General features: G+C 48.4%; 32 protein-coding genes. 6 read left to right on the top strand and 26 right to left on the bottom strand.

Translation table 11 applies throughout. The features are described 5' to 3' along the window. The first annotated feature begins 107 nt into the window (after positions 1–107). The 3 genes from L985_RS05000 (at position 108) to L985_RS16765 (ending at position 2,108) form a co-directional block, all read left to right on the top strand. Positions 108–686, top strand: a complete 579-nt coding sequence (locus L985_RS05000; protein WP_029341106.1) for a dihydrofolate reductase family protein — start codon at positions 108–110, stop codon at positions 684–686. 73 nt (positions 687–759) lie between these two features. Next, positions 760–1,269 carry a helix-turn-helix domain-containing protein gene (locus L985_RS17250; protein WP_029341908.1) on the top strand — a complete coding sequence of 170 codons (510 nt, stop codon included), beginning with the start codon at positions 760–762 and terminating at the stop codon, positions 1,267–1,269. Next, positions 1,212–2,108, top strand: coding sequence for an IS3 family transposase (locus L985_RS16765; RefSeq protein WP_442856721.1), 897 nt, complete (start codon positions 1,212–1,214; stop codon positions 2,106–2,108). Before L985_RS17250 ends, L985_RS16765 begins: the two co-directional genes overlap by 58 nt. 58 nt (positions 2,109–2,166) lie before the next feature. Here the strand turns inward: L985_RS16765 and spo0A are convergent, their stop codons facing one another. The 15 genes from spo0A to aroQ all read right to left on the bottom strand — a co-directional run bounded on the left by spo0A (position 2,167) and on the right by aroQ (position 15,966). Next, complete coding sequence (gene spo0A, locus L985_RS04985) at positions 2,167–2,889, bottom strand: sporulation transcription factor Spo0A (protein ID WP_035398295.1); 723 nt, start codon at positions 2,887–2,889, stop codon at positions 2,167–2,169. Positions 2,890–2,892: 3 nt separating this feature from the next. Next, positions 2,893–4,599, bottom strand: coding sequence for a DNA repair protein RecN (gene recN / locus L985_RS04980; RefSeq protein WP_047396479.1), 1,707 nt, complete (start codon positions 4,597–4,599; stop codon positions 2,893–2,895). Positions 4,600–4,611: 12 nt separating this feature from the next. Further along, positions 4,612–5,061, bottom strand: coding sequence for a transcriptional regulator AhrC/ArgR (gene ahrC, locus L985_RS04975; protein ID WP_023467586.1), 450 nt, complete (start codon positions 5,059–5,061; stop codon positions 4,612–4,614). Positions 5,062–5,215: 154 nt separating this feature from the next. Next, on the bottom strand, positions 5,216–6,022 hold the full coding sequence (locus L985_RS04970; RefSeq protein WP_029341099.1) for a TlyA family RNA methyltransferase: 807 nt from the start codon (positions 6,020–6,022) through the stop codon (positions 5,216–5,218). A 6-nt stretch (positions 6,023–6,028) separates the two neighbouring features. Further along, positions 6,029–7,915: a 1-deoxy-D-xylulose-5-phosphate synthase gene (dxs, locus tag L985_RS04965; RefSeq protein ID WP_047396476.1), complete on the bottom strand. Its 1,887-nt coding sequence runs from the start codon at positions 7,913–7,915 to the stop codon at positions 6,029–6,031. Between the two features lie 117 nt (positions 7,916–8,032). After that, a complete protein-coding gene (locus L985_RS04960) occupies positions 8,033–8,902 on the bottom strand; it encodes a polyprenyl synthetase family protein (protein WP_029341097.1) in 870 nt (289 codons plus the stop codon). Further along, positions 8,899–9,120 (bottom strand): exodeoxyribonuclease VII small subunit, encoded by a 222-nt coding sequence (gene xseB / locus L985_RS04955; RefSeq protein WP_023467583.1) that lies wholly within the window; start codon positions 9,118–9,120, stop codon positions 8,899–8,901. Before xseB ends, L985_RS04960 begins: the two co-directional genes overlap by 4 nt. Before the next feature lie 2 nt (positions 9,121–9,122). Beyond that, the gene (gene xseA, locus L985_RS04950) at positions 9,123–10,445 is read right to left on the bottom strand and encodes an exodeoxyribonuclease VII large subunit (protein ID WP_029341096.1); all 1,323 of its coding nucleotides are present in this window, start codon (positions 10,443–10,445) and stop codon (positions 9,123–9,125) included. Continuing rightward, positions 10,442–11,275 carry a bifunctional methylenetetrahydrofolate dehydrogenase/methenyltetrahydrofolate cyclohydrolase FolD gene (folD, locus tag L985_RS04945; RefSeq protein WP_081834682.1) on the bottom strand — a complete coding sequence of 278 codons (834 nt, stop codon included), beginning with the start codon at positions 11,273–11,275 and terminating at the stop codon, positions 10,442–10,444. The genes xseA and folD overlap by 4 nt, the downstream gene beginning before the upstream one ends. Before the next feature lie 69 nt (positions 11,276–11,344). Then, complete coding sequence (nusB, locus tag L985_RS04940; RefSeq protein ID WP_023467580.1) at positions 11,345–11,749, bottom strand: transcription antitermination factor NusB; 405 nt, start codon at positions 11,747–11,749, stop codon at positions 11,345–11,347. A 121-nt stretch (positions 11,750–11,870) separates the two neighbouring features. Beyond that, positions 11,871–13,223 carry an acetyl-CoA carboxylase biotin carboxylase subunit gene (gene accC / locus L985_RS04935; RefSeq protein ID WP_035409099.1) on the bottom strand — a complete coding sequence of 451 codons (1,353 nt, stop codon included), beginning with the start codon at positions 13,221–13,223 and terminating at the stop codon, positions 11,871–11,873. Positions 13,224–13,238: 15 nt separating this feature from the next. Beyond that, positions 13,239–13,688, bottom strand: coding sequence for an acetyl-CoA carboxylase biotin carboxyl carrier protein (accB, locus tag L985_RS04930; RefSeq protein WP_029341092.1), 450 nt, complete (start codon positions 13,686–13,688; stop codon positions 13,239–13,241). Positions 13,689–13,856: 168 nt separating this feature from the next. Next, positions 13,857–14,423, bottom strand: a complete 567-nt coding sequence (gene efp / locus L985_RS04925; RefSeq protein ID WP_023467577.1) for an elongation factor P — start codon at positions 14,421–14,423, stop codon at positions 13,857–13,859. Between the two features lie 35 nt (positions 14,424–14,458). After that, positions 14,459–15,523 carry a M24 family metallopeptidase gene (locus tag L985_RS04920; RefSeq protein WP_029341091.1) on the bottom strand — a complete coding sequence of 355 codons (1,065 nt, stop codon included), beginning with the start codon at positions 15,521–15,523 and terminating at the stop codon, positions 14,459–14,461. Continuing rightward, complete coding sequence (gene aroQ / locus L985_RS04915) at positions 15,520–15,966, bottom strand: type II 3-dehydroquinate dehydratase (protein ID WP_029341090.1); 447 nt, start codon at positions 15,964–15,966, stop codon at positions 15,520–15,522. The genes L985_RS04920 and aroQ overlap by 4 nt, the downstream gene beginning before the upstream one ends. Positions 15,967–16,122: 156 nt before the next feature. On the opposite strand from aroQ, the gene L985_RS04910 reads away from it, so the two are divergent. Then, on the top strand, positions 16,123–17,055 hold the full coding sequence (locus L985_RS04910; protein ID WP_029341089.1) for a DUF1385 domain-containing protein: 933 nt from the start codon (positions 16,123–16,125) through the stop codon (positions 17,053–17,055). A gap of 20 nt (positions 17,056–17,075) precedes the next feature. Beyond that, positions 17,076–17,477 (top strand): SA1362 family protein, encoded by a 402-nt coding sequence (locus L985_RS04905; RefSeq protein ID WP_047396472.1) that lies wholly within the window; start codon positions 17,076–17,078, stop codon positions 17,475–17,477. 58 nt (positions 17,478–17,535) lie between these two features. On the opposite strand, the gene hpt is transcribed toward L985_RS04905, so the two are convergent. The 3 genes from hpt to L985_RS04890 all read right to left on the bottom strand — a co-directional run bounded on the left by hpt (position 17,536) and on the right by L985_RS04890 (position 19,490). After that, positions 17,536–18,063, bottom strand: a complete 528-nt coding sequence (gene hpt, locus L985_RS04900) for a hypoxanthine phosphoribosyltransferase (protein WP_029341088.1) — start codon at positions 18,061–18,063, stop codon at positions 17,536–17,538. A gap of 149 nt (positions 18,064–18,212) precedes the next feature. Continuing rightward, positions 18,213–18,635: a transcriptional regulator MntR gene (mntR, locus tag L985_RS04895; RefSeq protein WP_035398709.1), complete on the bottom strand. Its 423-nt coding sequence runs from the start codon at positions 18,633–18,635 to the stop codon at positions 18,213–18,215. A 24-nt stretch (positions 18,636–18,659) separates the two neighbouring features. Beyond that, complete coding sequence (locus L985_RS04890) at positions 18,660–19,490, bottom strand: lipoate--protein ligase family protein (protein WP_029341086.1); 831 nt, start codon at positions 19,488–19,490, stop codon at positions 18,660–18,662. 138 nt (positions 19,491–19,628) lie between these two features. On the opposite strand from L985_RS04890, the gene L985_RS04885 reads away from it, so the two are divergent. Next, positions 19,629–20,009, top strand: coding sequence for a rhodanese-like domain-containing protein (locus L985_RS04885; RefSeq protein ID WP_023467569.1), 381 nt, complete (start codon positions 19,629–19,631; stop codon positions 20,007–20,009). Positions 20,010–20,075: 66 nt separating this feature from the next. Here the strand turns inward: L985_RS04885 and gcvPB are convergent, their stop codons facing one another. From gcvPB to L985_RS04845, 8 genes are all read right to left on the bottom strand, one after another. Beyond that, a complete protein-coding gene (gene gcvPB / locus L985_RS04880; RefSeq protein WP_029341085.1) occupies positions 20,076–21,545 on the bottom strand; it encodes an aminomethyl-transferring glycine dehydrogenase subunit GcvPB in 1,470 nt (489 codons plus the stop codon). Further along, positions 21,538–22,884, bottom strand: a complete 1,347-nt coding sequence (gcvPA, locus tag L985_RS04875) for an aminomethyl-transferring glycine dehydrogenase subunit GcvPA (protein WP_035409120.1) — start codon at positions 22,882–22,884, stop codon at positions 21,538–21,540. Before gcvPA ends, gcvPB begins: the two co-directional genes overlap by 8 nt. A 13-nt stretch (positions 22,885–22,897) precedes the next feature. Beyond that, positions 22,898–23,980, bottom strand: coding sequence for a glycine cleavage system aminomethyltransferase GcvT (gene gcvT, locus L985_RS04870; RefSeq protein ID WP_047396467.1), 1,083 nt, complete (start codon positions 23,978–23,980; stop codon positions 22,898–22,900). A 184-nt stretch (positions 23,981–24,164) separates the two neighbouring features. Further along, entirely contained in the window at positions 24,165–24,479 is a 315-nt protein-coding gene (locus L985_RS04865) for a hypothetical protein (RefSeq protein WP_029341082.1), read from the bottom strand. Next, positions 24,476–24,961 carry a shikimate kinase gene (locus L985_RS04860; protein WP_047396464.1) on the bottom strand — a complete coding sequence of 162 codons (486 nt, stop codon included), beginning with the start codon at positions 24,959–24,961 and terminating at the stop codon, positions 24,476–24,478. The genes L985_RS04865 and L985_RS04860 overlap by 4 nt, the downstream gene beginning before the upstream one ends. Continuing rightward, positions 24,954–25,226: a hypothetical protein gene (locus L985_RS04855; protein WP_235609860.1), complete on the bottom strand. Its 273-nt coding sequence runs from the start codon at positions 25,224–25,226 to the stop codon at positions 24,954–24,956. Before L985_RS04855 ends, L985_RS04860 begins: the two co-directional genes overlap by 8 nt. Beyond that, positions 25,223–25,516, bottom strand: a complete 294-nt coding sequence (locus L985_RS04850; RefSeq protein WP_047396458.1) for a hypothetical protein — start codon at positions 25,514–25,516, stop codon at positions 25,223–25,225. The genes L985_RS04855 and L985_RS04850 overlap by 4 nt, the downstream gene beginning before the upstream one ends. Beyond that, a complete protein-coding gene (locus L985_RS04845; protein ID WP_051656225.1) occupies positions 25,509–25,868 on the bottom strand; it encodes a type II secretion system protein in 360 nt (119 codons plus the stop codon). The genes L985_RS04850 and L985_RS04845 overlap by 8 nt, the downstream gene beginning before the upstream one ends.

Here is a 25,868-nt window from a genome sequence, read left to right as displayed (position 1 = left end):
ATTATAACAAACATTTCAGTTTATGCAATATTTATTTGCAAGCGCTTTTATATATTTTTAGCTTTACGGTATGCTATAAGCAGATCGTAATCGAAAGGAGACCTTTCATGCGAAAAATCATCGTATTCGAACATCTATCGTTAGACGGTGTCATTCAAGCACCGAGCGGAAAGAATGAGGATGTGAGCAACGACTTCGAACAAGGGGGATGGACTGCTCCATTTCAACATCCTGAGATTGGTCAGGTCATCCGTGAATGGATGCAAGAGGATTGCTCCCTGTTACTCGGTCGCAAGACATACGAGCAATGGTCGAGTTACTGGCCACTCCACCCAGATATCTGGCCAGTTGCTGATCATGCCATGAAGTATGTTGCTACGCGTCATACACCACCTATTCTTTGGCAGCCGACGACTTATTTGAATCAACCAACTTCTGAACTAACACGCTTGAAACAACAGGACGGACCACCACTTCACGTCTGGGGGAGTAGTCAACTCGTTCATACGCTTTATCAAGCCGATCTGATCGATGAACTTCGATTGATCCTCTATCCCGTCATCATTGGTTCTGGTAAACGTCTATTTCCCGACAACGGAATGACGCCAATCACTTGGAATGTCACGAAACGACACACGTTTGATAACGGCGTATTGATCGCTTGCTATGAACGGGATAGGAACTAAAAACACACCGTCTATCATTGAACTGCCCCATAAAAGTTGGACATAAAAATCCAACTTTTATGGGGTGTTTTTTATGGTCAAATATACAAAGGCGTTTAAAGTCCAAGTCGCTGAGCGTTATCTGACAGGACGAGACGGATACCGAGGTGTAGCGATAGAATTCGGGATAGCACGTGAACTGATCCGCGAGTGGTCGCGTCTCTATGAGCGTTGGGGGGAAACGATCTTCGATCCTTCCTATACAAGCCACTCGCTGGCATTTAAACTGGAGGTATTAAACGACATGGTGACCAACAGGCTGTCCAATATAGAGGCGGCCGTAAAGTACCGAATTTCTTCCCCAGGGACGATCTCGAGATGGCGATCGACGTATGAACGGGAAGGGACCGCAGGTCTGGTCGCCAGACCGAAAGGACGTGCCCCGATGGCGAGACGCAAGAAGAAGGAATTTGAAGAGATGACAGAAGTCGAGAAGCTCAAAGAGCGGATCGAGTATCTCGAGATGGAGAACGCTGCGTTAAAAAAATTGAAAGCCTTGGTTCAAGAAGAGAATGCGCGACGAACCGGATCAAGGCACAAGTAATCGACGAATTGCGGTCAGTCTATCCCGTTCCGGGACTCCTTCGCGTGCTCGGTATGGCACGAAGCGTCTATTACTATTGGCGGACGCGCCTGACGGGCGAGGACAAGTATGCGGAGGTGAAGACAGCTATCCATACTCTCTTCCACGAACACGAGGGACGATGTGGCTATCGTCGCATCCACGCACTTCTCGAACGCCAAGGCTTCCGGCACGATCCGAAGACCGTACGCCGTCTCATGAATGAGCTCGGTCTAAAATGTCTTGTCCGTATGAAGCGATACCGCTCCTATAAAGGACGGGTCGGAAAGGTCGCACCGAATCTTCTCCAACGTGACTTCAAGGCCACCGGCCTGAACCAGAAATGGGTGACTGACGTCACTGAGTTTCACCTGTTCGGGGAGAAACTCTACCTCTCGCCGATGATGGACTTGGGAAATCGTGAGATCATTGCTTATACCCTATCGGACCGCCCTACCTATCAATTCGTTGGTGAAATGTTGGATCAGGCAATCGGGAAGCTCGACGGGAAAGCCCGACCGATTCTGCATTCCGACCAAGGGTGGCATTATCAATATCGAGCGTTCGTCGGTACGCTTCACGAGCACGGCATTACGCAAAGCATGTCCCGTAAGGGCAACTGCCTCGACAACGCAGCCATCGAAAGCTTCTTCGCTGTGCTCAAGTCAGAGCTCCTGTATCTCAAGGAGTTCGATGACATGGACCACTTCAAATGTGAGCTCGAGCGTTACATCGAGTACTATAACCATCGTCGTATCAAGAGACGACTAAAAAACCTGAGCCCGGTGGAATACCGGACTCAGGTCCTCAAGGTCGCCTGACAAATTATTTATTGTCTAACTTTTTTGGTTCAGTTCACATTCAGACGGTGTGTTTCCTTTAACCAGATTGTTCTTGATTCATATGACTCGAAACATACGAGATGAATTCTGAGTTCTTCGGACTTTTCTCTTGTTCGATTCGGCCATTGAAGAGCTCGTGCTGTTGCATCCCTTCGTTCCAGGCGGACTTGATGGCGTGACGCATCGCTCGTTCGACACGAGAAGCCGTCGTTTGGTGTTTCTTCGCGATCGTCGGATAGAGTTCCTTTGTGATCAATCCGAGTAAATCTTCCCGTTCAAGCACCATTAAGACAGCGTCCTTCAAATACGTGAAGCCTTTAATATGCGGAGCAATCCCCACTTCTCGAAGTGTCGTACCGACTTTTAAATCAATCGTTTCGACGATCGGTGCTTGTCCTTGATTCGTCACGAGACGAATTTTTTGAACGAGCTGATCCATGCTGAACGGTTTAAGTAAGAAGTACGATGCTCCGAGGGTGACCGCCTGTTGCGAGACCTCGTCTTTACCGAAGGCACTCAACATGATGACAGCAGGGTTCTTCTTTTTCTTCATCAATTCTTCGAGAACACCAAGCCCATCTAAATGAGGCATGATGATGTCGAGGAGCAATACATCCACTTCGTGTTCTTTCATGCGTTCGAGACAACTCTCGCCATTGTAGGCGACGCAAACGACTTCCATGTCTTCTTGCGCAGAGATATGCTGGCGAATCAGTTCGACCATTTCGCGATTATCATCTGCTATCCCGACTTTAATCAATCCTTACACCCCATTTTTAAGCGATTCTTTCATCGTCTTCGCCTGATCCATCAATTCCTCGGCATGGCGTAACGTCAAATCCGTCATATGTGCACCGGAAATCATCCGTCCAAGTTCGTTTCCTCGGTCTGACTGAGACAAGACATTGACCTGTGTCGTCGTACGATCCGTCTCTTCAATCTTCCGAATATAGAGATGTTGATCAGCCATCGAAGCGACTTGCGGTAAGTGCGTAATACAGAGTACTTGTCCGTCTACTGACAAACGATAGATTTTTTCAGCCATCGCTTGTGCGACACGACCCGATACTCCTGTATCGACTTCATCGAAAATGATCGAAGCGACTCCAACCGAGCGCGAGAAGATTGACTTCAATCCGAGCATGATACGAGATAACTCCCCGCCCGATGCGACTTTTCCGAGCGACTTGAATGGCTCTCCCGCATTCGTCATGATGAAGAACTCGACTTGGTCGATCCCGTTCTTGCGTAGCATCGGTGTCTTCCCGTCTTGAAGAAAACGAATTTCAAACCGTGCTTTCTCCATGTAGAGCTCACGCAATTCCAGATGAATCGCTTCGCTTAATTGAACTGCCGCTTTTCGACGCTGTTGCGAGAGTCGACCACCTATATCAAACAATTCGCCTTCGAGCTGTTCGACTTCAGCTTTTAATCGTTCAATCCGTTCATCTCGATTCGTCATCGTATCGAGTTCAACTCGAATCTTCTCCCCATACGCGATGACTTCCTCGATTGTCGCCCCGTATTTTCGTTTCAGCTGTTGAAAGACCGATAGACGTTGTTCGATCTCATCGAGTCGATTGGAATCAAACTCAAGTGTTTCGAGTTGATCTCGAATCGCATATCCGACTTCTTCCAGTCCATAAAAAGCGCTTGCGATCGCGTCACTCTGCTGCGAAAACTGTTCATCGATGCTTGATGCTTGCTGTAGTTCACGCATCGCGTCTCCAACAGAATCGATGCCGCGCATCTCATCGTGTAAAGCATCATACGCTGTCTTTAACGACGCATATAGCTTTTCGAAATTCGCGAGACGATTCCGTTCAACGAGCAACTCATCTTCCTCGTGTGCTCGAAGTTTTGCGCCTTCAATCTCTTCCGTCTGAAAAGATAGTAAATCGATCCGTTGAGCGAGTTCTTGCTCACTTTGCGCGAGCGATTGCAAAGCCGTCCGTTTTTCTTCATACGCTTGGTAACCGGACTGGTAGGCTTGAAGAAGCGGTGCGATTGCCTCTTGCGCGAAGTCATCGAGAATCGCTTGATGATACGTACTGTCCATTAAATGCTGATGTTCATGTTGCCCGTGCATGTCGACGAGGACACGCCCGAACTCACGTAAGATCGTCAGTGTGACCAGCTTATTGTTGACGCGACAGACACTTTTCCCGGTCGCGAACAGATCACGTCGTAAGATGATCAATCCATCTTCGATATCGATACCATACTCTTCTGCAAGACCATAGACGAGATGGTCGTCTTCAATCAGAAACAATCCTTCTAGTTCCGCCCGATCTTCCCCGTATCGAACGAATTCCGCGGATCCACGTCCACCAATCAATAAACCGATCGCGTCGAGAACGATCGATTTACCGGCACCTGTTTCCCCAGTCAAGACGGTCATTCCTTTTTTAAAGTCGATCTGTAGCTCGTCAATGATCGCAAATTGTTTGATCGATAATTCAGCTAGCATCCTGTCAACTCCTTACAGCATTTCTAAAATTCGTTCGGTCACTTCTTTCGCTTGTTCCTCACTTCGTGCGATCAATAGGATCGTATCGTCCCCACACACCGTGCCAAGCAGTTCGTTCCAGCTCAAATGGTCCAGTAAGACGGCGACTGCGTTCGCATTTCCCGGCAGGACATGCATGACAATCAGATTTTGAGCAGAATCAATCGAGATGAAGCTGTCACCGAGCAGACGCCGCAATTTCCCGAGTGGGTTGAAGCGTTGGTCAGCGGGTAAGCTGTATTTATAACGTCCATCATTCAACGGAACCTTAACGAGATGAAGTTCCTTGATATCTCGTGATACCGTTGCCTGTGTCACCTTATATCCTGCATTCCGTAATTCCTCTACCAATTCATCTTGGGTTTCTACTTCCGACTGGGTGATGATCTCCCGAATCTTAATCAACCGTTGCCCCTTTGTCATTCCTGCACCTCACAGTATTCTTCGATGTTACTATTGTAATCCAATAAATCATTAAAAGTCCACGTTTGCCATTTTATTATACGGTTTTCGTCGCTCCGAACAACAATGAGGACGGACCCATGAACCGGATCCGTCCTCGTTTTCATCTGTTCGTTTAAAGACTAGCATGTGCTTGCTTGACTGTCTCTGTCGCATGGACAGATGGATCAAGTCCTGGTTGACCAAGGCGCGCATGCAATAAGAACTCGATGTTCCCCTCTCCACCGGTAATCGGCGAATAGTCGAGCTGTTTCACATAGAACCCTTGTTGAATGAAGAATTCAACCATCTCATCGAGGACGCGGACATGAATCCGTTCATCCCGCACGATGCCTTTTTTACCGATATCATCACGCCCCGCTTCGAATTGCGGTTTGACGAGCGCCATGACATCTCCTCCTTCGACGAGGATCGTCTTCAGAGGTGGAAGCATCAACCGTAACGAGATGAATGAGACATCAATCGTCGCAAACTGTGGCGCAACAGGGAACATATCTGGTGTTGCGTGCCGAAAGTTCGTTTTCTCCATCACCGTCACACGATCATCCGAACGAAGCTTCCAGTCCAGCTGATTGGAACCGACATCAAGCGCATACATATGCGCTGCTCCATTTTGTAAGGAGCAATCGGTAAAGCCACCTGTTGACGATCCAATATCGAGACCTGTTTTACCAGCGACATCGAAATCGAATACTTGAAGTGCCTTTTCCATCTTGAAGCCTCCACGACCGACATAAGGCATCAACTGACCTTTAACATGCAGGTCGATGTCCGACTTGACCTTCTCACCAGCCTTCTCTAATCGTTCCGTTCCGCTAAAGACAAGTCCAGCCATGATCGATCGTTTCGCTTTTTCACGCGTTTCAAACAAACCGCGCTCGACGAGAAGAACGTCGAGGCGGATTTTTTTTACATTTTCCATGAATCGTCACACACTCTGTTTCTTTCCTTGATTGACGAAAGCGCGTATTTCTTCTGCGATTTGTCCAGGTAATAATCCGATTTCTTCAAGTAATTCGTTGACACCGCCGTGCTCGATATACCAATCCGGAATACCGAAGCGTTTGACGCGTGGGAATGCTTCCTGCTCGTTCGCATGCTCAAGGACAGCTGATCCGAATCCACCTTTTAAGACGGCTTCTTCGAGCGTCACGAGTGGAATGCCTTCTGCGTAAAGGGCATTCAGCATCTTCTCGTCAAGCGGTTTGATCGTCCGAGCATTGATGACACGAACCGACAGTTCGTCTGCTAGGAGATCCGCGATTTTGAGTGCATCTTGTACTTGTGGTCCGAATGCAAGGATCGCGACGTCCGTTCCTTCGCGTTCGACTTCCCATGTATCAAGCGAAATTTCATGCAATGTCTCGTCCATTGGTACACCGATACCTTCTCCACGTGGGAAACGAACGGCGATTGGTCCTTCATATTTGACGGCTGAATAGAGCAAGTGTTGCAGTTCGTTCTCATCCTTCGCCATGACGATTCGAATGTTCGGTACGTGACGCATGAAAGCGATATCGAAGACCCCTTGGTGTGTCTCACCATCTGCACCAACGAGACCTGACCGGTCAATCGTAAACGTCACATCTAGATTTTGACGAGCCACGTCGTGAACAAGCTGATCGTATGCACGTTGGAAGAAGGTCGAGTAGATCGATACGACAGGTTTCATGCCTTGCGTCGCTTGACCAGCTGCGAACGTCACTGCATGTTGTTCTGCAATCCCGACGTCAAACATCCGCTCTGGGAATTCTTTTTCAAAACAATCGAGTTTTGAACCGACGCTCATCGCTGGCGTGATCAACGTCAGCTTTTCATCATCGCGTGCCATCTTTGTTAAAGTATCCGCTACCGTAAAGGAGTAACTAGGTGCTTTTGATTTCCCTTTGATGACTTCGCCAGACTCCATCTTGTACGGTCCAAGACCATGCCATGTGCCGACACCATCGAACTCTGCCGGACGATAGCCTTTCCCTTTTTTCGTGATGACATGAAGCAGGACAGGACCTTCTTCTTTTTTCACGTAATTGAGCTGTTCGATTAAATCATCAAGATCGTGCCCATCGACTGGACCATAATAGTTGAAGCCGAGCTCTTCAAAGAACATGCCAGGAACAAGTGCGCCTTTAACAGCTTCCTTCAACTTCTCGCTTCCTTTTTCAAGACGTCCGCCAATGACCGGAATCTTTTTGATCAACGTTTCAAGCTCGTCTTGGGCAAAACGCACTTTACGTGATGAACGAATTCGTCCAAGCATTTGATGCATCGCCCCAACGTTTGGTGCAATCGACATCTCGTTATCGTTCAAGATGACGATGACGTTTTGTTGTTCTGCTCCAATATGATTCAATGCTTCGAGTGCCATACCACCTGTCAAAGCACCGTCACCAATGATTGCGACTGCACGATCACTCTTACCGCTCAGTTCGTTCGAAACAGCAATCCCCATTGCTGCTGACAAAGACGTCGAGCTGTGTCCTGTCTCCCAGACGTCATGCACACTCTCATTGCGTTTCGGGAACCCACAGAGTCCTTTGTGCTGACGGAGCGTATCAAACTGGCTCGCACGTCCTGTCAAAATCTTATGCACGTATGCTTGGTGCCCGACATCCCAGACGAACTTGTCATTCGGACTGTCGAATTCACGATGCAACGCAAGCGTCAACTCGACGACACCGAGGTTCGGTGCCAAGTGTCCACCTGTCGTCGCTAATTCTTCAATCAAAAAGCGTCGAATATCGCCTGCGAGTACTTCGAGTTCGGAGACCGACATACGCTTTAAAAATGACGGATCCTGTATTTCTGTCAATTTCATACCTTACCGCCTCTTTTCCTTACAATCTTATAGGGTTTGTACCCTACATTGTACTAGAACAATCTATCGAGCGCCATTGTCAGCATAGAAAAAGACGACGCAGATGCGTCGTCCTGCTTAATGGTCGCGCTTGACCACGAAGTCGAGCAGTTCCTTAAGTGTCGTCGCTTCGACTGATAATGCATCAATCGCTTGTTCCGCTGCTTCCACCTGAGCTGTCAGTGCGCGTTTCGCTCCTTCAAGACCCAGTAATTTTGGATACGTTGCTTTTTCGTTCCCTTCGTCGCTACCGACCGGTTTGCCGATTTTTTCAGCATCTCCCGTCACGTCCAAGATGTCATCTTGAATTTGGAATGCGATTCCGAGATGGCGACCGTATTGCTTCAAGTGATCAAGATCGCTCGAGCTGACCGAAGCAAGCAATCCACCCGCTTCGACTGCAAAGACGAGGAGTGCTCCTGTTTTCCGACGGTGAATCGACTCAAGCTCCGCTACGTCATTGATGCCGCCGCGCTCTCCGAGCATATCGTCGAGTTGACCTCCGACCATACCTGTAGCACCTGCTGCTGCTGACAACCGTTCGACAAGAGCAAGCTTCACTTCTGGCGAAGCCGGTGTCTCAAGAAGACAGCTGAAGGCGTTCGTGAGCAAGGCATCTCCTGCTAAAATCGCTGTCGCTTCATCAAAAGCGATATGATTCGTCGGACGCCCTCGACGCAGATCATCATCGTCCATTGCTGGAAGGTCATCATGAATCAGTGAGTATGTATGAATCATCTCGAGTGCCGCAGCAGTCGCATCACCTTTTGCACGGTCGATCGAAAAAGCATCGAGTACCGCATAAATCAAGGCTGGGCGAATTCGTTTCCCACCCGCATCGAGTGAATACCGCATCGAATCGCGTAAACGATCCGGTGCGTCGAGTCGCTCCATGAACTCTTCCATTTTGTTTTCGACTTGTGTCTTCCACTCATTCAAAGCAATCATTGCGCTCCTCCTTTTTCCCGAAGCGTACCATCTTGCTCCAGGATTTGATCGAGTTTTTTCTCAGCAACGGATAACTTCCCTTGGCAAAGAGCCGTCAGTTTGACGCCTTCTTCATATAGAGCCATCGCTTGTTCAAGAGGAGCTTCGCCCTCTTCGAGTAACGTGACGATTTCTTCTAATCGTTCCAGTGCTTCTTCAAAAGATTGTTCCGTCTCCATTCTTACTCCCCATCCTCTCGTTTAGCACGAATCGTTCCATCATGGAATCGGATATCGAACGAAGACGCTGTCAATGCCTTCGCGGAACGGACGATTTGTCCATCCTGTTCGACATACGTATAGCCGCGCATCAGAACATGCGTCGGACTGACGGAGTCGAGTCGCGCGAGCACATGACGCACCTGTTGTTGCTTCGATTGCAAGAGTCGACGAACGATTTCGAGTCGACGTCGTGATTGTTCAATCGTCGCCCGTTGTTGCACGAAGCGATCCCGCATCGGCACACGCATTAAGCGTGTGTCAAGACGCTCCACCTGTTGCTGGTGTTGCGCTATTACTTGCTTGATCTCCTTTTGGAGTGACATTTCTGCTCGGTCCAATTGTTCCTGCTTCAGTCCGAGTAGGACGCGTGGTGATTTCAGACCGTAGCTCGCCGCAAGCCGTGTCACTTGCTCCTGTTTGCTTTTGAGAAGTTGTGCATAGGTTCGTTCTAAACGACGCTTCACATCCTGCACCCGTCGAGTGAGTGCCTCTGCTTCCGGAGTGACAAGTTCTGCCGCTGCCGTTGGTGTAGCAGCACGAACGTCGGCGACGAAATCACTGATTGTAAAATCCGTTTCGTGACCGACAGCAGAGACGATCGGAATGCGTGATTCAAACACGGCTGTCACGACAGACATCTCATTGAATGCCCACAGCTCCTCAATCGAACCACCACCACGACCAATGATCAACACATCACAGGCAGCATGCTCATTCATCAGCTGAATGGCACGGCTGATTTGTGGTGCCGCATCCGCTCCTTGTACAAGGACCGGGGCGAAGACGATGGCCGCTTGCGGATAACGGCGCCGGAGTGTCGTTGCGATGTCATGAAGCGCCGCTCCTTTTGGAGATGTAATGATTCCGATGCGTTCCGGAAAAGCTGGCAACGGCTGTTTGATTGCTGGATCAAACCAACCACGCTCTTCTAGATCCATCTTCAAGCGTGAGAACGCCTCATACAGCGCTCCTACACCGTCTTCCGTCATCCGTTCGACATAGAGTTGCATCTCTCCAGAAGAGACGTAGACGGATAAGCGTGCGGTGACGACGACACGCATCCCATCGCGAACGTCTGCTTTGACGCGACTCGCATCCCGGGCAAACATGACGGCTTTCATCCGTGATTGCTCATCCTTCAACGTAAAATAAAGGTGACCGGAAGAGTGTCGTTTAAAATTCGACACTTCTCCCACCACCTGGACTTGTTGCAGAAGGGCGTCGCCTTCTAGTTCACGTTTGACATAGTGGACTAAATCGGAAACGTGAAGAGGTTCGCTCATCGCGCAGCCTCAATCGTATTATGCAGTAGCATCGTGATCGTCATCGGACCAACGCCACCCGGAACAGGTGTGATCATCGATGCAACATCTTGTACTGTATCAAACTCGACATCACCGACGAGTTTGCCATCGACACGGTTGACACCAACATCAATGACGACAGCATCCGGTTTCACCATATCCGCAGTAATCAGCTTCGGTACACCGACTGCGACGATCAAGATATCCGCTTGACGCGTCATCGCACCGAGGTCTTTCGTTTTTGAATGACAATAGGAAACGGTAGCCGATTCATTCAAGAACAACATACCAACGGGTTTACCGACGATTTGGCTACGACCGACGACAACGACGTGTTGACCGGCAATCGGTACGTTCATCTCTTTGACAAGATGAAGAATGCCGTTTGGTGTACACGGTAAAAATGTCGGTTCACCAATCATCATTTTCCCGACAGAGACAGGATGAAATCCATCGACGTCCTTTTCAGGAGAAATCGCAAAAATGACTTTGCTCTCATCAATATGGTCAGGCAACGGCAATTGGACGAGAATCCCATGGACACTCGCATCAACATTCAGACGTTCGATCAAGTGAAGAAGCTCTGATTCCGTTGTTTCTGCCCGAAGTCGGATCAACTCCGAATCCATGCCGATTTCCTTCGCCGCCTTTTCTTTACCACGTACATAGGACTGACTAGCAGGATCTTCGCCAATCAGGATGACAGTCAATTGCGGTTGAATCCGCTGTTCTTTCAGACGTGCGACTTCTTCTTTCAGCTTCATACGATATGAATGGGCTACCTGTTTTCCATCGATTACTACTGCCATGATTTGTCCACTCCCCCAAAAAGTTCGATTCACTCTTCTGTCTGTTTGTCTCTATTCGGTTTTACAGGTTTATGAATTTTCTTTGACGACGCCTTGTGCGACTTTACCAAGAACACCGTTGACGATTTTCGTCGCTTCTTCATCTGCGAACGCTTTCGTCAATTCAATCGCTTCGTTGATCGTCACTCGAACAGGAATGTTCGTTTCGAACAATAATTCGTAGACGGCTAAGCGAAGAATAGTCCGCTCGATGTTTCCGAGTCGTTCGAATGACCAGTTGACGAGTGCTTCACGAATGTGCTGATCAATCGTTGCTTTGTTTGTTTCGACGCCATTCACCAATTGCTCGACGAATGTGTCATATTCCTTACCTTCTACCGCGAATTCAATGGCCTCTTGTGCAGTCAGATCCGAAAGCTCCATTTGGAACAAAGATTGGACTGCGAGTTCGCGTGCCATGTGTCGTTTCATCATGATTTTGCGTGCTCCTTTTTTTGTCGTTCTCAATCAGTTAGTTTAGCACATTCCTCTTTTAAAAAACATAGAGAACGCCAAAAAAAAGACGGGAGTTCGTCGCACAAACTCCCGTCCTGATTCAGTTAACGATCGTACCTTTTAGCTCACGCTCTGCGAATTTCGTCGTGAACGTACCACGTCGGAATACCGGGTGACTAAGAACACGTTCGTGGAACGGGATCGTCGTTTTGACACCTTCGATCCAAAATTCAGCCAGTGCACGTTCCATCTTCGCACATGCTTCTTCCCGTGTTTCCGCATGGACGATCAACTTCGCGACCATCGAGTCATAGTAAGGCGGAATCATGTACCCCGGATAGACCGCGCTATCGATACGTACGCCCATTCCGCCTGGTGTCACGTATTGTGTGACACGTCCAGCAGACGGACGGAAATCATGGTCTGGATCCTCGGCATTGATCCGGCATTCGATCGAATGACCGTGGAACTTGATATCCTTTTGTTTGACGGCAAGCGGATGATCAAGCGCCACTTGCAATTGCGCTTGAACGAGGTCGAACCCAGTGATCATTTCCGTTACCGGGTGTTCGACTTGAATGCGCGTATTCATCTCCATGAAGAAGAATTCTTCGGTCTCTTCGACAAAAATGAATTCGATCGTTCCTGCTCCCGTGTACTGAATCGCTTTTGCGGCTTTTACGGCAGCCTCACCCATCTTCAATCGTGTCGCTTCACTGACCGCAGGTGACGGCGCTTCCTCGATCAGTTTTTGCATCCGACGCTGGACGGTACAATCCCGTTCACCAAGGTGAATGACATTCCCGTGTCGGTCAGCGAGGACTTGTACCTCGACATGGCGGAATTCTTCGATGAAGCGTTCTAAATAGACATCCCCGTTTCCGAAAGCTTGTTTTGCTTCACGACGTGTCTCACTTAGCCCGTTGATCAGCTCTTCTTCCGAACGAGCGACCCGAATCCCTTTACCTCCACCACCGGCTGTTGCTTTGATGATGACTGGATAACCAATTTCTTGCGCCAGTGCGACCGCTTCTTCGTCCGTGACCGTTCCATCCGAACCCGGCACGACAGGCACTCCACACTCGATCATCGTCTTCTTCGCGACGTCCTTGATCCCCATCTGACGGATCGCATCCGACGTCGGACCAACGAACTTGATTCCGCACGCTTCACACATCTCAGCAAAATCAACGTTCTCGGCTAAGAAACCGTAACCCGGATGGATCATCGTCACTTGACGGTTCGTTGCGATCGCGAGGATATTCGTAACATTTAAGTAGGATGAAGCAGAACTCGCCTCACCGATGCAGTACGCCTCGTCGGCTAAACGAACGTGTAAGGCTTCCTTATCCGCCGTCGAGTAGACAGCAACGGTTTGTATTCCAAGTTCTTTTGCCGCTCGAATGATGCGGACGGCGATTTCTCCACGGTTGGCAATCAATAATTTTTCCATGCTGTTCACCCCCGTTTACGGACGGATCCGGAAGAGTGGTTGACCAAATTCAACGAGATCTCCATCGGCGACAAGAATCTCGACGACCGTTCCAGATACTTCCGAGTTTAAGTTGTTGAAGAGTTTCATCGCTTCAAGGACACAGACGATCTGACCTACTTCAATCTGATCCCCGACTTTGACGTATGCCGGTTTATCCGGATTCGGACGTGAATAGAACGTTCCGACCATCAAGGCATTGATCGTGACCGTATCATCCGCAGTCGCCTCTTCCTCGACTGGTGCCGCTGCTTGCTTCACAGGAGCAGGTGCCGCCACTGGAGCAGCGGGTGCTTGGTGCGAGACCGTCACCGTTTCTCCTTGTTTCTTCAACTTTAATTTATACGTATCCGTCTCGAGTGAGAGTTCATTTACACTCGACTGATCGAGCATTTCGAGTACTTGTTTCAGCTGATCGATTTTCATCTGTCATTCTTCCCCCATCTATGCTGTATTCACAATTATTATACCAGGTGCTAATGCCTACTCAAATACTTATATTAACTGGTCATACCATTGGATGCAAGTCAAGCTGGATGAAAAAAGACGTCTCTCGACCTGATAGAAGGTGAGAGACGTCTTGTCGTTTCAATATTATCCGTTGTAACGACCTGTGAAATCACCTGTACGTGTATCAACCGTTACTTTTTCGCCTGCTTCGATGAAGAGTGGTACTTGAATGATGTGACCTGTCTCCACTGTCGCATTTTTCTTGACGTTCGAAGCTGTATCACCCTTAACGCCAGGCTCTGCTTCAACGATCGTCATGACGACTGTGTTCGGTAATTCAAGACCTAGGATTTCGCCGTTGTAAACCGCGATTTGAACTTCCATGTTTTCAAGCAAGTATGGAAGAGCTGCTTCGACTTGCGCCGTCGTCAATTCCAATTGCTCATACGATTCTGTGTCCATGAAGACGTAAGTCTCACCCATTGGGTAAAGGTATTGCATCTTGTTACGCTCGATGTGTGCACGCTCGACACGCTCACCACCACGGAATGTCATCTCTTGGATGTTTCCGTTACGGATGTTACGCATTTTCGTCCGAACGAAAGCTGCCCCTTTACCTGGTTTAACATGTTGGAATTCAAGTACTTGCCAAATCATACCGTCTGAAGTTTTAATCGTTAATCCTGTTTTTAAATCGTTTACTGATACCATGAATGGTTCCTCCTAAAATGTCCCGTCACTCTAAATTAGAGAGTGATCAGTTCTTTTGGTGAAGACGAAAGAATTTCTCGACCTGTTTCCGTGATCAAGACGTCATCTTCAATCCGGCATCCGCCAACTTGCGGCACGTAGATACCTGGTTCGACCGTAACGATCATGCCCGGTTCAAGTTTCGTCTCAGAGCGGAACGACAAGCCAGGTCCTTCATGTACTTCTAGACCAATACCGTGTCCCGTCGAGTGACCGAAGTACTCACCGTAACCTGCTTCTTTGATGATATCACGTGTCAACGCGTCCGCTTCGATTCCAGTGATACCTGGTTTTAAGCCATCGACACCCGCTAGTTGCGCTTGTAAGACTGTATCGTAGATCTTCTGCAATTCGGCATTGATCGGACCGACTGCGACAGTCCGTGTGATATCTGAAACATAACCGTTCAAGAGCGCTCCGAAATCAAGCGTCACGAGCTCACCCGTCGCAATGACTTTCGAGCTGGCAACACCGTGCGGCAAGGCAGAACGATGGCCTGACGCCACGATCGTATCGAAAGAAGAAGACGTCGCTCCATGCTTGCGCATGAAGAATTCTAGTTCATTTGATACTTCAAGTTCTGTTCGTCCTGGTTGAATGTACGTCAAGATGTGTTGGAAGGTCGCGTCTGCGAGCTCCACCGCTTCCTTAATCATCTTAATCTCTGACGAATCCTTAATCAAGCGTAGGTTTTCAATGATTCCTGTCGTCGGAACAAGCTCGATTGCCGAAGCTTGATCGTACGCTTCAAAAGCACCGAGTGTCATCGCATCCTTTTCGACACCAACCGCGCGAACACGCGCTCCTGCCATCAATTCGCCCATCGTCTCTGGAATCGACCGTTCGATTTGGACGATCTCCATTCCTTTAACTTGGTCTGCCGCTTGCTCCGTGTAACGGAAATCCGTCACGAAGTACGCTTGCTCTTCTGTTACGAGACATGCACCACTTGAACCCGTGAAGCCGGAAATGTAACGAATGTTCTCTGCTTTCGTGACGAGTAATCCTGGAAGGTCCCGTTCCTTTAAAGCTGCTTGTAACGCCTCGATCCGTTGTTTCATGATTGATTTCCCCCTTGTTCCGATTGTTGTAAAGCTTGAAGTGCTTCCGTTGCCAGACGATATCCCGTCATGCCAAGTCCAGCAATGACGCCTTGACAGACGGATGCGATCATCGAATGATGACGGAAGGATTCACGTGCATGGACATTCGATAGATGGACCTCGATGACGGGTGCTTCGATCGCAGCGATCGCGTCACGTAACGCGATACTCGTATGCGTATAGGCAGCCGCATTGAAGACGATGCCGTCCGCTCCCCGTTCCTCGTGAAGAACATCAATCAGTCGTCCTTCATGGTTCGATTGTTCAAACCGAAACTGAATGTTCGGAAAATAAGCGCGAAGGTCGTGTTCTAAGTCGGCTAATGTCGCCGTTCCATATGTATCCGGTTCGCGTGTTCCGAGTAAATTCAAGTTTGGTCCGTTTAATATCAAGACACGCAAAAAAACACCTCCTCGAATTCCTTTTCATTGTATCATAACCCGATTTCCGACTCCTAAAGATTACCTCGTTTTGACGAGTCGAACATAGTTTTTTTAGCGTAAATCAAGTACACTGACGATACACCTAATTTTAATGAAGACGGGATGCGTTCTATTATGAAAACGACTAATCCGCCAGTCGGTGGTCAAGCCATCGTCGAAGGCGTCATGTTCCAAAATGCGACCCATGCAGTCTCCGCGATTCGTCGAAATGATGATTCGATCGAGACGTTTGCCCAGCAAAAACCGGTTCGACCACGAATCGCCAAAGGAAAACGAATTCCACTTTTGCGTGGTCTCTTTGCTTTGATGGAGTCCTCAGCGAATGGCGCAAGTCATATGAACTTCGCAAGTGATCGCTACGGTGTCAAACCGGGTGAAGAAGAACCGGAAGAGGCGACTGCCAGTCCTTTGACGAAATGGCTCGGCGTAGCTGTCGTCGGGATCCTATCATTCTTTTTCGGTAAATTACTCTTTACGTTACTACCTGCTTTCCTTGCATCGCTATTCGATGTATTTCCAGCCTTGTCTGGACATGTCATTCAAAACGTCATTGAAGCAACAATCAAATTAACGCTTTTGTTCAGTTATCTCTACGTGATTTCGTTGACCCCGCTTGTTAAACGACTTTTCCAATATCATGGTGCTGAGCATAAAGTCATCAATTGCGTCGAGTCAGGACGTCCACTTACGGTCGAGAACGTCCGCGTCAGCAGTCGGCTTCATTACCGGTGCGGCTCGAGTTTCTTGATCTTCACCGTCATCGTCGGATTTTTCGTCTATCTGATCGTGCCAACGGATCCGCTTTGGTTGCGTCTCGTCTGCCGAATCGCTTTATTACCGGTCGTCATCGGTCTTTCATTTGAAGTGTTACAGCTGACGAATAAAGCACAGCACATTAAAGGACTTCGCGTCATCGCCTTGCCTGGCCTATGGTTGCAGTACTTGACGACGAAGGAACCGGATGATTCACAGATCGAGGTTGCGATTTATGCGTTTGAAGCGTTGGAAAAACAGGAACATAACCTACATGAGAATGCACTGGGTTAATCGATAACAGGGGTGATATTATGATCAGACAACGCATTGGTTCTACATTTGCACTCGTCGTGTTACTGTTCGCTTTTGTCGGCTTCGGATATAAACTCGTCAACAATCCAAGTAGTCTGTTTTCACAATTGCTGTTCTTCGGGATTACCGCCGGGATTATCTTCTTACTCTTTAAGTTCCTGACTCGTAATCGAAGCGTCGGAAATGGTGCGAACGCTCAGTACCGAAAATCCGTCGCTCAATCAAAAAAAATGCATGGCTCTTCGAATTCTGTTCGCCGGACAGACTTTAAGAAAAAAACGGTCAAGTCTTCAAAAGCGCCGGCATCGAATAAAGTCAGACCGTTGCGGGATCGTTCAAAAGCGCCTCACCTGACAGTCATCGAAGGAAAAAAAGGCAAAAAGAAAAAACGTGCTTTCTAAATTTCAGAAGTACATTAAAAAGGAGATTCGTCACGCGACGAATCTCCTTTTTTCGTGTTCAATCCGTTTCGACCCAACCGATATACGGTAAATTGCGGTATTCCTCAGCACAATCGATTCCGTACCCAACAACGAAGTAATCCGGAATCTCAAAACCAACATAGTCTGCGTCGAGTTCTACTTCACGACGTGCCGGTTTATCAAGCAATGTACACACCTTTAGAACTCCAGGTTGATGCAACTTCATGTGATCACACAAGAAATGGAGCGTCCGTCCTGTGTCGATGATATCTTCGATGACGACGACATATTTCCCTTGCACATCGAGATCGAGATCTTTCTTCAACTGGACACGCCCTGAAGAGACGGTCTTTGTTCCGTAAGAAGAGCACGCGACTGTATCAATTTGAACGCTTCCTTTGATTTCGCGCATCAAATCCGCAGCAAAGACCATCGACCCTTTCAACACGACGACAAGAACGATTTGACGTCCGGCAGCATCTGCTTCAATCTGTTGTGCTAATTCACGGACTTTTTCTTTTAGTTGTGACTCCGACACTAACTTTTCTTTAATCGTAATTTCCATGACCAGGTGCGAACACCCGTCACCCCCTTCGTCCATTTTCAGGCTCAGTATAACATAACACCTTTTAAATACGCACTTTATCATTAAATTGTAATGGAATGTTCGTGTTTAAGATAGGTTCTTAGAAAAAAAGTATAAAAAAACAAGCCTCAATCCTCTGGATGGGCTTGTTGATAGCGATGCAGTTCCTCTTTCAAACCAGGACGTTCTGCGAAGAACTGAATCATTCCGTTGATCTTATCCAACGCTTCGATACTAATATGATGCTCGATTCCTTCGACATCCTTATAGATCAGTTCTTCATCCACACCAACGAGACGAAGAAAATCTTCAAGTAAGGCGTGTCGTTCCACGAGACGCTTTCCGATTTTGCGTCCTTTAGGCGTCAGCATGAGACCCCGATACTTTTCATAAACGAGATACGTCTCCCGGTCGAGCTTTTGAACCATCTTTGTTACCGACGACGGGTGAACGCCTAACGACTCCGCTATATCCGATACGCGGGCATACCCCTTATCTTCAATCAGTTTATAAATTTGTTCCAAATAATCTTCCATACTCGGAGTTGGCACGACATCACCTTCCCATTTCATTCATTAGCGTTTCCAGTTCCACTCATCACTACGGTATTTCTCGGCAAGACGCTCAATCTCCTGCCACTGCTCGCTAGTGAACGTTAATGGAACGAACGACAAATCAAGCGCCTCTTCGAAGCCTTTCGTGAACGCTTCTCGTACCTCGTCAAATGCGACTGCGCGACCTGCTAGCTCATTCAAAGCGACAGCTTTTCCTGAAAAACGCGCTTTCATCCGTTCGCGCGTCGACTCATCATCATACAAGAAACAATCAAACAATTCACCTTCATCGACAGAGAGTGGGACCGAACCGTGCTGCAGGACAACGCCTTGATGGCGAACTTGTGCACTTCCGGCGACTTTCCGTTTTCCAACAGCGAGTTCATAATACGACGCTGCATCAAAACAAACGGCTGATTTCGGCTTCCGTAATTCTTCCTTTTCCTCTTCCGTCAACGGAACGGAAAATTCGACCGGAATGCCGAGGTGATGGTATCCTTTGCGAATTCCTTCCGTCAACATCCGATAACTTTCGATGACCGTGCGTGGTAAACCTTCTGTATCTTCCGGGATGACGACACTGTATGTCAACTCGTCTGCATGCAAGACAGCGCGCCCTCCTGTCATCCGACGCACGATCGGAATACCGAGCTCTGCAATCCGCTTTCGATCGATATCACGGGTTGCCCGTTGAAAATGACCAACACTTAATCCGTGTGGTTCCCATGAGTAAAAACGAAGCGTCGGTGCGATTTCACCACGCCCGACGAACTGAATCAATGCTTCATCAATTGCCATGTTCATTGCCGGCTCCATTGCCGGCGTCGTCAACACTTGCCACTCTCTGTTCACTTGAGCACCCCCAAAACGTTTCCGTCTTAGTGTATCAAACCCATTCTCGGTCGCGCAATCACGAGTCGATTGCCGAAATCGATTTCGTTGACTATAATGAAACAGAGGTTAAACGAACGAAGGGGTTGGAAGTCGAATATGGAAACTGGAACTATCATTACGATCGTATTATGGGTCGCGCTGATCGCCTACATCGCTTGGCGTTTCATGCCGGTCAAAGGCATCACGAAATTGTCGCAAGAAGAATTCCGTGCGAACTACCGTAAAGCACAAATCGTCGATGTTCGCGAGACACAGGAATTCAAAGGTGGACACATCGTCGGTGCCCGTAACATCCCGGTCAGCCAAATGAAGATGCGCTCGAAGGAATTACGAAAAGACATGCCGATTTACTTGTATTGTCAAGGTAGCATGCGTTCTTCACAGGCTGCAAAAGTCTTGAAAAAAGCTGGTTATACGAATCTGTATCAGTTAAAAGGCGGATTCAAGCAGTGGTCAGGAAAAATCAAACGGAGCTGATGCTTCGTTCATCGCAAAAAGAGGACATCTCCGACGAAGGAGAGGTCCTCTTTTTTATGAAGTAGCTTATGCGTGTACTTCTTGTTTTGGTTCGTAGCGTAAGACCGGTTTTCGAGCAGCAAGTGTCTCGTCCATTCGTTTGACGACCGTCGTGTGTGGTGCATTCAAGACGACATCTGGTGTCTCTTCGACCTCTTTTGCAATCTGGAGCATCGCATCACAAAAGGCATCGAGTGTTTCTTTCGACTCTGTTTCCGTCGGTTCGATCATGATACACTCCTCGACGTTCAACGGGAAGTAGATCGTTGGTGGATGGTATCCAAAGTCAAGCAGACGTTTAGCGATATCAAGCGTCCGGACACCTAGTGCTTTTTGACGTTTACCCGACAAGACGAATTCGTGCTTGCAATAGACGTCGTATGGCGCGTCATACGCACCTTTGAGACGAGCCAACATATAGTTCGCATTCAAGACCGCTTCTTTCGAGACGCGAGCGAGACCTGCCCCACCCATCGTCCGAATATAGCTATAGGCACGAACGTTGATGCCGAAGTTACCGTAGAATGGTTTGACGCGACCGATTGCTTCCGGACGATCATAGTCGAGGACATAACGCTCTTCTTCTTTGCGGACGATTGGTTTCGGTAAATACGGAATCAAATCTTGTTTGACACCAACCGGACCCGACCCTGGTCCGCCGCCACCGTGCGGTCCTGTGAACGTCTTATGCAAGTTCAAGTGAACGACATCAAAGCCCATGTCCCCTGGACGAGCAATGCCCATGATCGCATTCGAGTTCGCACCATCGTAGTACAGTTTTCCGCCCGCCTCGTGAACCGCTTTGGCGATCTCAACGATATCCGACTCAAACAGACCAAGCGTGTTCGGATTTGTCAACATGAGTGCCGCTGTATCGTCACCGACCTTTTTCTTTAAATCCGCTAAATCAACAAGACCACGTTCATCCGATAAGACCGTCACGGTATCAAATCCAGCGACTGATGCCGATGCCGGATTCGTTCCGTGTGCCGAGTCCGGTACGAGGACTTTCGTCCGTTTAAAGTCACCGCGTGCATGATGGTAGGCCTTAATCAGCATCAAGCCTGTCCATTCACCGTGTGCTCCCGCCGCCGGCTGGAGCGTCACTTCATCCATTCCTGTGATGACCGCGAGTTTTTCTTGCAGATCATACATCAAACCGAGTGCCCCTTGAACACTTTCGACTGGTTGAAGCGGGTGAATGTGTGCAAACCCAGGGAGGCGTGCCATATCTTCATTGATTTTCGGATTGTATTTCATCGTACATGACCCGAGTGGATAGAATCCAGAATCCACACCATGGTTACGGTTCGAGAGTGCCGTGTAGTGACGGACGAGATCCAGTTCCGATACTTCCGGTAGCGCCACGTCTTCCTTCCGTAACATCGAGGTCGGTAACAATTCTTCTACTGCCACCTCATCGACAGTCGGTAACGGTAAGCTATAGGCGATACGACCCGGTTTGGAAATTTCAAAGATCAATGTTTGCTCATTCATGTGTGAGTCCCCCTAACGCTGTCACGAATTGATCCAACTCTTCATTCGTCCGTAATTCCGTTGCACAAACAAGCATTTCATTTTGACGTGCCGCGTCATAAGCGCCTAACGGCAAACCGCCGATGATTCCGTGATCGAGCAATTGTTGACTCGCACGTGTCGCGTCGATTGGTAGCGTAACGACGAATTCATTGAAGCTCGGTCCATCGTCAACGATCGTAAAGCCAGCCTGTTTCAGCTTTTGTTTTAATGCATGTGCCGTTTGTAAGTTGCGTGTCGCGAGTTCCCGGATCCCCCGTTTTCCGAGTGCACTCATCGCAATCGAAGCAGCGAGTGCATTCAACGCTTGGTTCGAACAGATATTAGATGTCGCCTTGTCACGGCGAATGTGTTGTTCACGTGCTTGTAACGTCAGAACGAAACCGCGTTTTCCATTCTCATCGACGGTCTGTCCAACGAGACGTCCCGGAATCTTACGCATCAACGCTTTTGTCGTCGTGAAATAACCACACGTCGGTCCACCAAAGCTTTGTGGAATCCCGAACGGTTGGCAATCTCCGATCGTTATGTCAGCGCCAAGTTTACCTGGCGCTTCTAAGATACCGAGTGCCAGTGGATTCGCAGAGACGATGAAGAGCGCACCACGTGCATGTGTCGCATCAGCCAATGCTTGTAGTTCTTCGACACGACCGTAGAAGTTCGGATACTGCACGATGACACAGGCGACGTCTTCGATGGCATCGAGTTGATCGATCCGTGTGACACCTTGCTCAAGCGACAATGTCTCGACGTTTAGTCCTGGACCGTTCGCATACGTCCGGACGACATCGTGTGCTTCCGGGTGAACGCCGTCCGAAAGAACGATCGTCTTTTTCTTCGTATGGGCACACGCAAGCATAGCCGCTTCCGCTAACGCCGTGATGCCGTCATACATCGACGAGTTCGCGACATCCATCCCTGTCAACTCGCAAATCATCGATTGAAATTCAAAGATCGCTTGTAGTTCGCCTTGCGAAATCTCTGGCTGATACGGTGTATAGGCAGTGTAAAACTCTGAGCGCAGTAACATATGATTGACGACAGCAGGTGCATAGTGATCATAGATGCCAGCGCCAAGGAACGACGGATATTGTTTCGTATTCATGTTTTGGTCGGCAAGCTTCGATAGCGTCCGAATCAAGTCCGTTTCCGGAAGTGGCACACCGACTTCTTCCAATGTACCGTTATCACGGACGGATGCCGGGATATCAGCGAGTAAATCTTCGATCGATGCTGCACCGATCGTCTGTAACATCGCCTGCTCATCTTCTGCTGTCATTGGTAAATAACGAAAATCCATAGAAATATCCCCCTTATTTCGTGCGACGATAAAACGGTGTCGCTGTTCGTTTCGCTGCTAAACGTTTTCCGCGTACTTCCACTTCAAATTGATCTTGTTCCGCTACTTCTGCAGGAACGAGTGCCCAAGCAATCGCTTTTCCGACTGTCGGCGGCAATGTACCTGTCGTCACGACTCCAACGACTTCCCCGTCATGCCAAACCGGTGCATCTTGACGCGCAATCCCTTTATCGAGTAATTCAAGACCGATCAAGCGCCGCGGTGCTCCTTGTTCTTTCTGTTGCAACAAGACTTCCGAACCGACGAACGGTTTGACTTGTGGTTTGACCGCAAATCCCATTCCCGCTTCGATTGGTGAAATTGTTGCTGATAATTCATGTCCATAAAGCGGAAGACATGCCTCAAAACGTAATGTGTCGCGTGCTCCGAGCCCGCATGGTACGACACCTTGCTCAAGCAGTGCTTGCCAGACAGCAGGTGCGTCACCAGCTGCCATGTAGAGTTCGAACCCATCTTCCCCTGTGTACCCACTGCGTGAGACGATCATTTCCACTCCTGCAACCGTCCCCCGTTGGAACTTGAAAAATCCGATTTCTGATAAGACAAGTGGTGTCATGCCAGAAAGAATGGCTTCCGCACGTGGTCCTTGGACAGCAATTTGACCATATTGTTCCGACTGATTCTCAAGCGTGACGTCCCCTGTTAGATAGTGACGTAAATGTTGTTCGTCTTTTTCAATGTTCGAAGCATTGACGACGAGAAGATAGTCCGTTTCTGCCAAACGATAGACGAGTAAATCATCCACTGTCCCACCGTCTTCTTGGCATAAGACATTATATTGCGCTTGCCCCACCGCAATCTTCGAAATATCGTTCGATAATGTAGCTTGTAAAAACGTCAGAGCATCCGGTCCGCTGACGAACAGTTCTCCCATGTGCGAGACATCGAACATGCCGACATTTTCCCTTACTGCAACGTGTTCTTCTTTAATCGAGGAAAACAAAACTGGCATTTCAAATCCCGCAAAATCCACCATCTTACCGGTTTGCGAAACCGTTTCGAATAACGGTGTTCTTTTCAATGTCGTTTGACTCATACAAATCCCCCTATTTACGAACGTTTTCACTCTCTCTTCTCTTTAATGTTCCATTTTCAAATCCATCTTACCAATTAAATTCATAATTATCTAGTATTATTCGGAAAAAGGAACATACGAAAAAGAGAGAAAGGACCCTGTCCCTTCTCTCCTATTGTTTCATATTCTTCCCATGAAAGCCATTTCAAAATTGTTTGATTCCGGCAGTTCGTTTGATTTCCTCCTGGAGTCGACGACCTTCCGTCACCAATTGACTCGCTCCTTGCTTCACACGATTTCCTTCTTCAGTGATTCGATTGATATTCCCTTTGATTTGATCGATTCGCTGCGTCGTATGATCGATGTTCGTCTGCAAGGTTTGCTGACGAATCGTAAAGCGCTCCATCAGTTGTTTTAACTGCCGAATATCTTGAGACAGCTTTTTTTTGTAAAGACTGAATCCGAACAACACGAGTCCTACGATGGCCAATAAAATAATACCTAATGTAATCCAAATCATAACTTCTCCTCCAATACAGTTTCAATCGCACGCGTTAATTCTTCGATTGATGCCGTCCCTTCAAGTCGGACAGTAGCCACTCCAGCATATAAGGAATAGCGACGTTCAAACAATCGTCTCACTTGTTCCCGTTCTGTCACGAGTGGACGATTTTGATCAGAGGCGATCCGTTCCCAAATCAAATCAAAGGGTGTATCGATCCAGACGACTATTCCGGATTCCTGCATGTACAGTCGGTTCTCTTCTCGTTCGACGATCCCGCCACCTGTAACAACCACTTCGGCTTTGCTACTCTTCAACAATTCGCTTTCATGTGTACGAAACCCTGCTTCGCCATGCTCAGCGAAAAAAGCGGTAATCGTTTGTCCATGTTCCTGTTCGAACCGTTCATCCAGTTCGTCGATCTCGTATTGTATACCCAATCGATGTCCGACGGCTGTTTTACCAGTTCCCATAAACCCAATCAAATAAACCTTACTCATGTGTGACGACCGCCTCGATTCTTTGACCATTCTCTAATCTCGCTTCCATTTTAAAGCCTTTATCGGTCGCTGTACAGCTGATTTGTCCGATTGGATAGCGAAGGGTCTCGTCCTTCGTACAATCTGCTTTTGCCGCTCGGATGAGAGATTCAAGTTGGAGCGCTTCTTGCTCTAACTGATGATGCCGCATCTCTTCGTCAATCTGCTGACAAGAGATCAAGAGCACGACTCCCATTCCTAGCAGTAACAGTAACGTTTGAATCAAGATGAATCCTTCCTGACGCATCGGAAGGAACGTCTGCTGTCGTTCAACTGAATCGAGAGAATCTCGGCATCCCCTGTCACGGTATATTGTTTGACATCGCGGGCGTATGTCAGTTCACCTCCCTGTTCTTTCTTGAGACGTAGTTGATCTTGCACACGGACGAGACGCCACTTTTCAGCTGTCTCTCCCGGATCGACGTCCATTCCACGAATCTCGTCTCCGAGGCGCTCACACATCGTACTGCGCCACATCAGTCGTTCCACGGTATGAAAGAACAATTCTTCATTCATTCGGTTGACTTCCGGCGGACGAACGAGTGGGGTCAGTGTCAAGATTGCCAGCAGAAGAAGTGGGCTCAGCCATAGGACGAATGACAGTTCGAGAAGGGTCATTCCGGATTCCGCTCGCAAGACACATCGTTTCATTGCACCACGCTCCTTGTTTCAGGACATAGGACGCTGTTCGGTTTTCAACTTGATCCGTAGCCATCTGCTCAAGCTGTTCCGTCTCTTGTTCCCATTTCATTTGTTTCGTCCGTAAATCGAGATAAGGATCAATCGCTAACATCATGAAGATACCGATTGCAACGATAGAGAGCATCACTTCAAGCAAAGAGAAGCCCGCTTGGCGTTCGTTCTGCAT

The organism is Exiguobacterium sp. ZWU0009, from assembly GCF_000798935.2.
In the GTDB taxonomy this organism is placed as follows: Bacteria; Bacillota; Bacilli; order Exiguobacteriales; family Exiguobacteriaceae; genus Exiguobacterium_A; species Exiguobacterium_A acetylicum.
This window is presented reverse-complemented; position numbering and strand designations above follow the sequence as displayed.

Bases quoted from the DNA above. Each gene is read 5' to 3' on its own strand.
- L985_RS05000 (WP_029341106.1), top strand. From the start codon at position 108: ATGCGAAAAATCATCGTATTCGAACATCTATCGTTAGACGGTGTCATT.
- L985_RS17250 (WP_029341908.1), top strand. From the start codon at position 760: ATGGTCAAATATACAAAGGCGTTTAAAGTCCAAGTCGCTGAGCGTTAT.
- recN (WP_047396479.1), bottom strand. From the start codon at position 4,599: ATGCTAGCTGAATTATCGATCAAACAATTTGCGATCATTGACGAGCTA.
- ahrC (WP_023467586.1), bottom strand. From the start codon at position 5,061: ATGACAAAGGGGCAACGGTTGATTAAGATTCGGGAGATCATCACCCAG.
- L985_RS04970 (WP_029341099.1), bottom strand. From the start codon at position 6,022: ATGGAAAATGTAAAAAAAATCCGCCTCGACGTTCTTCTCGTCGAGCGC.
- dxs (WP_047396476.1), bottom strand. From the start codon at position 7,915: ATGAAATTGACAGAAATACAGGATCCGTCATTTTTAAAGCGTATGTCG.
- L985_RS04960 (WP_029341097.1), bottom strand. From the start codon at position 8,902: ATGATTGCTTTGAATGAGTGGAAGACACAAGTCGAAAACAAAATGGAA.
- xseB (WP_023467583.1), bottom strand. From the start codon at position 9,120: ATGGAGACGGAACAATCTTTTGAAGAAGCACTGGAACGATTAGAAGAA.
- xseA (WP_029341096.1), bottom strand. From the start codon at position 10,445: ATGAGCGAACCTCTTCACGTTTCCGATTTAGTCCACTATGTCAAACGT.
- folD (WP_081834682.1), bottom strand. From the start codon at position 11,275: ATGGCAGTAGTAATCGATGGAAAACAGGTAGCCCATTCATATCGTATG.
- nusB (WP_023467580.1), bottom strand. From the start codon at position 11,749: ATGATGAAACGACACATGGCACGCGAACTCGCAGTCCAATCTTTGTTC.
- accC (WP_035409099.1), bottom strand. From the start codon at position 13,223: ATGGAAAAATTATTGATTGCCAACCGTGGAGAAATCGCCGTCCGCATC.
- accB (WP_029341092.1), bottom strand. From the start codon at position 13,688: ATGAAAATCGATCAGCTGAAACAAGTACTCGAAATGCTCGATCAGTCG.
- efp (WP_023467577.1), bottom strand. From the start codon at position 14,423: ATGGTATCAGTAAACGATTTAAAAACAGGATTAACGATTAAAACTTCA.
- L985_RS04920 (WP_029341091.1), bottom strand. From the start codon at position 15,523: ATGAAACAACGGATCGAGGCGTTACAAGCAGCTTTAAAGGAACGGGAC.
- L985_RS04910 (WP_029341089.1), top strand. From the start codon at position 16,123: ATGAAAACGACTAATCCGCCAGTCGGTGGTCAAGCCATCGTCGAAGGC.
- L985_RS04905 (WP_047396472.1), top strand. From the start codon at position 17,076: ATGATCAGACAACGCATTGGTTCTACATTTGCACTCGTCGTGTTACTG.
- hpt (WP_029341088.1), bottom strand. From the start codon at position 18,063: ATGGAAATTACGATTAAAGAAAAGTTAGTGTCGGAGTCACAACTAAAA.
- L985_RS04885 (WP_023467569.1), top strand. From the start codon at position 19,629: ATGGAAACTGGAACTATCATTACGATCGTATTATGGGTCGCGCTGATC.
- gcvPB (WP_029341085.1), bottom strand. From the start codon at position 21,545: ATGAATGAGCAAACATTGATCTTTGAAATTTCCAAACCGGGTCGTATC.
- gcvPA (WP_035409120.1), bottom strand. From the start codon at position 22,884: ATGGATTTTCGTTATTTACCAATGACAGCAGAAGATGAGCAGGCGATG.
- gcvT (WP_047396467.1), bottom strand. From the start codon at position 23,980: ATGAGTCAAACGACATTGAAAAGAACACCGTTATTCGAAACGGTTTCG.
- L985_RS04865 (WP_029341082.1), bottom strand. From the start codon at position 24,479: ATGATTTGGATTACATTAGGTATTATTTTATTGGCCATCGTAGGACTC.
- L985_RS04860 (WP_047396464.1), bottom strand. From the start codon at position 24,961: ATGAGTAAGGTTTATTTGATTGGGTTTATGGGAACTGGTAAAACAGCC.
- L985_RS04850 (WP_047396458.1), bottom strand. From the start codon at position 25,516: ATGAATGAAGAATTGTTCTTTCATACCGTGGAACGACTGATGTGGCGC.
- L985_RS04845 (WP_051656225.1), bottom strand. From the start codon at position 25,868: ATGCAGAACGAACGCCAAGCGGGCTTCTCTTTGCTTGAAGTGATGCTC.